This is a genomic window from Streptomyces sp. NPDC030809 (genome assembly GCF_055572195.1).
Map to the genome: position 1 here is coordinate 1 of NZ_JBVIDV010000048.1, position 6,283 is coordinate 6,283.

Below are 6,283 nucleotides of genomic sequence, written 5' to 3' on the forward strand. Positions count from 1 at the left end.
AGTTCGGCCCGCGAGCGCAAGACCTCGGTCAGGGACCAGTCCACGAACGGAGCCAACGCCTGCTCGCACCGCGCGATGGACTCGGCGAACACCGGCGATTCGTCCAGGAGTTCCGCGCCCATGCCGGCCCACTGCGTGCCCTGACCCGGGAAGACGAACACCGTCCTCCCGACCTCGTCCCCGGCGATCCCCTGAACCACCTGGGAAGAGGGCTCGCCATGGGCGAGGGAGCCGAGCCCCTTCAGGAGCTCGCTGCGGCTCCCGCCCAGGACGACCGCACGGTGCTCGAACGCCGCCCGGGTGCCGGAGAGCGCGTGCGCGACCGCCGCGATGTCCGGCTCCGCCTGCTCCTCGACGTACGTCCGCAGCTGTCGTGCCTGCGCCCGCAGGGCCTCCGCGCTCCGGGCGGACAGCACCCAGGGGACGATGCCCCCAGGCTGCGGCTCCGCGGGGGCATCGGCCGCCGGGACGGCCTCCTCGGCGGGCGGGGCCTCCTCCAGCACGGCGTGCGCGTTGGTGCCGCTGATCCCGAACGAGGAAATGCCCACGCGCCGCGGCCGGTCCAGTGCGGGCCACGGCACCTCGTCCGTCAGCAGCGAGACCGCCCCGGACTCCCAGTCGATGCGCGAGGAGGGCTCGTCCACGTGCAGGGTGCGCGGCAGCACGCCGTTGCGCAGGGCCAGCACCATCTTGATGATCGAGGCGGCACCGGCGGCGGCCTGGGTGTGGCCGATGTTGGACTTCACCGAGCCCAGCCACAGCGGCCGTTCGGCGGGCCGGTCCTGCCCGTAGGTGGCCAGCAGGGCCTGCGCCTCGATCGGGTCGCCCAGCTTCGTGCCCGTGCCGTGCGCCTCGACCGCGTCCACCTGGTCGGCGGTCAGCCGGGCGTTGACCAGCGCCTGCCGGATCACCCGTTCCTGGGAAGGCCCGTTGGGCGCGGTCAGGCCGTTGCTGGCACCGTCCTGGTTGATCGCGCTGCCGCGGATCACGGCCAGCACCCGGTGGCCGTTGCGGCGCGCGTCCGACAGCCGCTCCACCAGCAGCATGCCGATGCCCTCGGACAGGGCCGTACCGTCCGCACCCGAGGCGAACGCCTTCACCCGGGCGTCCGGAGCCAGGCCCCGCTGCCGGCTGAACTCCACGAAGGAGGCGGGCGAGGACATGACGGAGATGCCGCCGGCCAGGGCCATCGAGCAGTCGCCCTGGCGCAGCGCGTGGCAGGCCAGGTGGAGGGCGACCAGGGAGGAGGAGCAGGCCGTGTCCACGGTCACCGCCGGGCCCTCCAGGCCCAGCGTGTACGCCACCCGCCCGGACACCACGCTCGGGGTGTTCCCGATGCCGAGGTGCCCCTCCACCTCGGCCGGGACCTCGGGCAGCCGGGTGGCGTAGTCCTGGTAGTTGCTGCCGACGAAGACGCCGGCCTTGCTGCCGCGCAGGGACTGCGGGTTGATGCCGGCGCGTTCGAAGGCCTCCCAGGAGGTCTCCAGCAGCAGCCGCTGCTGGGGGTCCATGGCCAGGGCCTCGCGCGGGGAGATCCCGAAGAACGCCGGGTCGAAGTCGGCCGCATCGTGCAGGAATCCGCCCTCGCGGACGTACGAGGTGCCCGAGCGGTCGGGGTCCGGGTCGTACAGCCCCGCCAGGTCCCAGCCGCGGTTGTCGGGGAACGCGGAGATCACGTCCCGGCCCTCCGAGACCAGCCGCCACAGGTCCTCCGGAGAGCGGACGTCGCCCGGGAAACGGCAGCTCATGCCGATGATGGCGATGGGCTCGTGGTCCTTGGCCTCCGCCTCGTTCAGCCGGCGGCGGGTCTGGCGCAGGTCGTTGACCACGCGCTTGAGGTAGTCGCGGAGCTTGTCCTCGGTCATGTTCTGCGGGGATTCGGAAGAGCGGGCGGGGATGGGCTTTGACATCAGTTCACGTCCTAGGAAAGCCAGTGGTCAGGTGGCGCGGTCGCAAGGCGGAGCCCGGCGGGGCGGCGGAGCGCGCGGGACACGGGCGCGCCACGCGGGGCAGAGGGGCGGGAGGCGGCGCGCAGGGGAGGCGCGCGCCCGGCCGCAGGGGGATCAGAACGTTCAGAACTGTCCGAGCTCCTTGTCGATGAGGTCGAACATCTCGTCGTCGCTCACGGGGTCGAACTCCCCTTCGCCGTCCGCCCCTTCGGGGTCCTCGCCGGCACCGGGGTTGCCCCGCGTGCCGTGGGCGTCGTCCCACTTCCAGAGCAGGGCCTGCAGCCGGGCCGCCACCTTGCTCCGTACGTCTTCGTCGGGGGCCTCGGCACCGAGGAACGCGGCCTCCAGCCGGTCGAGTTCGGCCAGCAGCGGCAGTCCGGCCTCCGCAGCGTCCGGGACCAGCTCGTCCAGCAGCCGCTGCGCGAGCGCGGCCGGAGTCGGGTAGTCGAACACCAGCGTCGCGGTCAGCCGCAGGCCGGTGGCCGTCCGGAGCCGGTTGCGCAGCTCCACCGAGGTCAGCGAGTCGAAGCCGAGGTCCTTGAAGGCCCGGTTCGCCCGCACCTCCTCCGGGGACGCGTGCCCGAGCACGGCCGTGACCTGCTCCCGTACGAGATCCAGCAGCATCCGCTCCTGATCGGCGCGCGGCAGCCCCGCCAGCCGGTCGGCAGGCCCGGACGTGCCCTGCTCGGCACGTATGCCCGAGGCCGCCGCCGTACGCCGTACGGCCGGCACGCGCACCAGCCCGCGGAACAGGGCCGGCATGACCCCGGCCGCCGCCTGGGAGCGCAGCTCCGCCAGATCCAGGCGGGCCGGGACGACCACGGCCTCGCCGAGCGCGGTGGCCGCATCGAAGAGGGCGAGACCCTCCTCCGCCGCCATCGGAGCCGCACCCACCCGGGACATCCGGGCCAGGTCCACGTCGCTGAGCCGGCCCGCCATGCCGCTGCGCTGCTCCCACAGGCCCCAGGCCAGCGATACGGCGGGCAGCCCGCGGTCGCGACGGTGACGGGCCAGGGCGTCGAGGAAGGCGTTCGCCGCCGAGTAGTTGGCCAGCCCGGCGCCGCCGAGGGTGCCGGAGAGCGAGGAGAACAGCACGAACGCGGACAGGTCCAGACCCTCGGTGAGGGCGTGCAGGTTCAGCGCCCCCTCGGCCTTCGGCCGCAGGACGGCGTCGATCCGCTCCGGGGTCAGCGCCTCCACCACCCCGTCGTCGAGCACGGCCGCCGTGTGCACCACGGCCCGCAGCGGCCGGTCCGCCGGTACGGCGGCCAGCAGTTCGGCCAGCGCGGCCCGGTCGGCCACGTCGCAGGCCGCGATTTCGACGGCGGCGCCGAGCGCGGTCAGCTCGGCCACCAGCTCCGGCATCCCGTCGGCGGCGGCGCCGCGGCGGCTGGTCAGGAGCAGGTTCCGGACCCCGCGCTCGGCCACCAGGTGGCGGGCGAGGAGCCGGGCGAGCCCGCCCGAGGCACCGGTCAGGAGGACCGTGCCGCCGTCCCCGAAGGGAGCCTCGGGGGCAGCGGTGGCGTCGGAGCGCTCCGGTCGGGAGACCCGGGCCAGGCGGGGCGCCAGCACCTCGGCGCCGTCGAGCGCCAGCTGCGGTTCACCCGTGGCCACGGCGGCCGCCAGCGCATCCCAGTCGGGCTCTCCCGCCGCCGTCCCGCCCGCGTCCACGAGCACGAACCGGCCGGGATTCTCGACCTGCGCCGACCGGACCAGGCCCCAGACGGGCGCACCCGCCGGCCCCTGCCCGGCCAGCAGCACCAGCCGGGAATCGCCGAACGCCTCCTCGGCTAGCCACTGCTGTACGAGCTCCAGGGCGCGGTGTGCGGCAGCGCGCACCGCATCGGCGTCCGCGGGGGATCCTTCCGCGGCACTGTCTGCACCGCCTGCACCGTCTGCACCGGTGTCCGGGAACGGGGCGAAGACCAGCTCCGGGATGGGTCCCCCCGAGGCGACGAGGGCCGCGAGGTCCTCGTACCCGTCCAGGTTGCCGTGCCCGGTGCTGCCGGCACCGAGGAGCGCCCACCGCCGGGCGGGCCCGGCCGCCGGGACCGCGGCGACCGGCACCCACTCCACGCGGAACAGGGAATCGGCTCCGGGCTCCCGCGCCCCGGAGAACTCCTCCGCCGCGACCTCGCGGAGGGTCAGGGAGGCGATGTCGGCGAGGGGCCGACCCGTCACGTCCGCGACCGCGAGGGACACGGCGTTCTCACCGGCCGGCGCGAGCCGCACGCGCAGGGCATCGGCGCCCTGGGCGTACAGGCTCACCCCGTTCCAGGCGAACGGACGCCTGATGCGCCCCTCCCCGGTGCCGGACGGCAGCACGCCCAGGCCCAGCGGCTGGAGCGCCGCGTCCAGCAGGGCGGGGTGGATCCCGTAGGCCGCGGCCTCTGCTGCGGGCTCCTCCGGCAGGGCGACCTCGGCGAAGACCTCGTCGCCGCGCCGCCAGACCGCGCGCAGCCCCTGGAAAGCAGGGCCGTACTCGACCCGCAGAGCGGCGAGCCGCTCGTACGCGTCCTCCACCACGACCGGCTCCGCTCCGGCGGGCGGCCAACTGCTCAGTTCGGCAACGGAATTGGGCTCCGCATCGGCCGGGGCCAGGGTGCCGGTGGCGTGCCGGACCCACGGTTCCTCGTCGCCCGCGCTCTGGAGCCGTCCGTACAGGCTCAGTTCGCGGCGACCCGACTCGTCGGCAGCGCCCAGGCTGATCTGGAGGCGTACCGCGTCACCCTCCGAGAGCGCCAGCGGCGCCTGGAGGGTCAGTTCTTCGACGGTGGTGCAGTCGACGTGGTGCCCGGCCTGGAGGGCGAGTTCGAGGAAGCCGGTGCCGGGGAGGAGCACGGTGCCGGCGACGGCGTGGTCGGCGAGCCAGGAGTGGCTGGAGAGGGACAGCAGCCCGGTGAGCACGTGGCTGTCCGTACCGGCGAGCTCGACGGCCGCACCGAGCAGCGGATGTCCGGCGGACCCGAGTCCGATGGACACCGCGTCCGCGGACCGCACCGGGGCCGGGGCGGGCCAGTAGTGCTGGTGCTGGAAGGGGTAGGTGGGGAGGTCGGTGTGGGGGTGGTTTTGGTGGGTGTGGGGCCAGGTGAGGGCGTGGCCGTGGGTGTGGAGGTGTGCGGCGGAGAGCAGGAGCCGGGCGAGGGTGCCTTCGTTGCGGCGGAGGGTGCCCGTGATGGTCAGGGGGGTGGGGGCGTCCGTCTCTTCGATGCCGTAGGTGAGGACGGGGTGGGCGCTGCTTTCTATGTAGGTGGTGTGGCCGGTGTCGGTGAGTGTCTGGATGGCGGTGGCGAAGTGGACGGTCTGGCGGAGGTTGCGGTACCAGTAGGCGGCGTCCAGACCGGTCGTGTCGAGGAATCCGGGTTCGACGGTGGAGAAGAAGGGGATGTCGGCCGTTTGGGGGCTGATTCCGTCGAGGGTGCTCAGGAGGGCTGTCTCGATGTTTTCGACGTGGGCGCTGTGGGAGGCGTAGTCGACGGGGATGAGTCGGGCGCGTATGTCCTGCTGCTGGAGGCGTGTGACGAGTTCTTCGACGGCGGTCTTGTCGCCGGAGATGACGGTGCTGTTGGGGCCGTTGACGGCGGCGATGCCGACGCCGGTGGTGGTCTGCAGGTGTCCGGCGACCGTGTCGGCGTCCAGGGGGATGGAGGCCATGGTGCCGAGTCCGGCGAGGTGTTCGCCGATGATCTGGGCGCGGAGGGCGACGACCTTGGCGGCGTCTTCCAGGCTGAGGGCTCCGGAGACGGCTGCTGCGGCGATTTCGCCCTGGGAGTGGCCGACGACGGCGTCCGGCCGGATGCCGAGGGACTTCCAGACCTCCGCGAGGGAGACCATGACGGCCCAGGTGACGGGTTGGATGACATCGACGCGGTCGAGTTCGGCGCGCGTGCGGAGCACCTCGGTCAGGGACCAGTCGACGAAGGGGGCGAGGGCGGTCTCGCAACGGGCGATGGACTCGGCGAAGACGGGTGAGTCGTCGATCAGATCGGCGCCCATGCCGGCCCACTGCGTGCCCTGGCCCGGGAAGACGAACACCGTCTTTCCGAGTCCGTCCGCGGCGACACCCTCGACCACATGCGCGGAGGGCTCACCGCCGATGAAGGCGTCGAGACCGGCGAGGAACTCCTGGCGGGTTCCCCCCAGGACGACCGCGCGGTGTTCGAACGCCGTCCGGGTGGTCGACAGCGCGTGCGCAACCGCCGCGATGTCCGGCCCGGCCTGCTCCTCGACGTACGTGCGCAGTTGTCGTGCCTGTGCCCGGAGGGCTTCTGCGGTCCTGGCGGAGAGGACCCAGGGGAGGACGGTGTGCGGGCTGTCGGGGGTGTTGTCAGTCG

At 73.5% G+C, this 6,283-nt stretch carries 2 protein-coding genes; both read right to left on the reverse strand.

Annotation, left to right across the window (positions count from 1 at the left end):
- Positions 1-1,865 (reverse strand): type I polyketide synthase (locus tag ACZ407_RS34795; RefSeq protein WP_468135540.1); only part of this gene is annotated, 1,865 nt, incomplete at its 3' end.
- A 207-nt stretch (positions 1,866-2,072) separates the two neighbouring features.
- Positions 2,073-6,283 (reverse strand): type I polyketide synthase (locus tag ACZ407_RS34800; protein ID WP_468135538.1); only part of this gene is annotated, 4,211 nt, incomplete at its 5' end.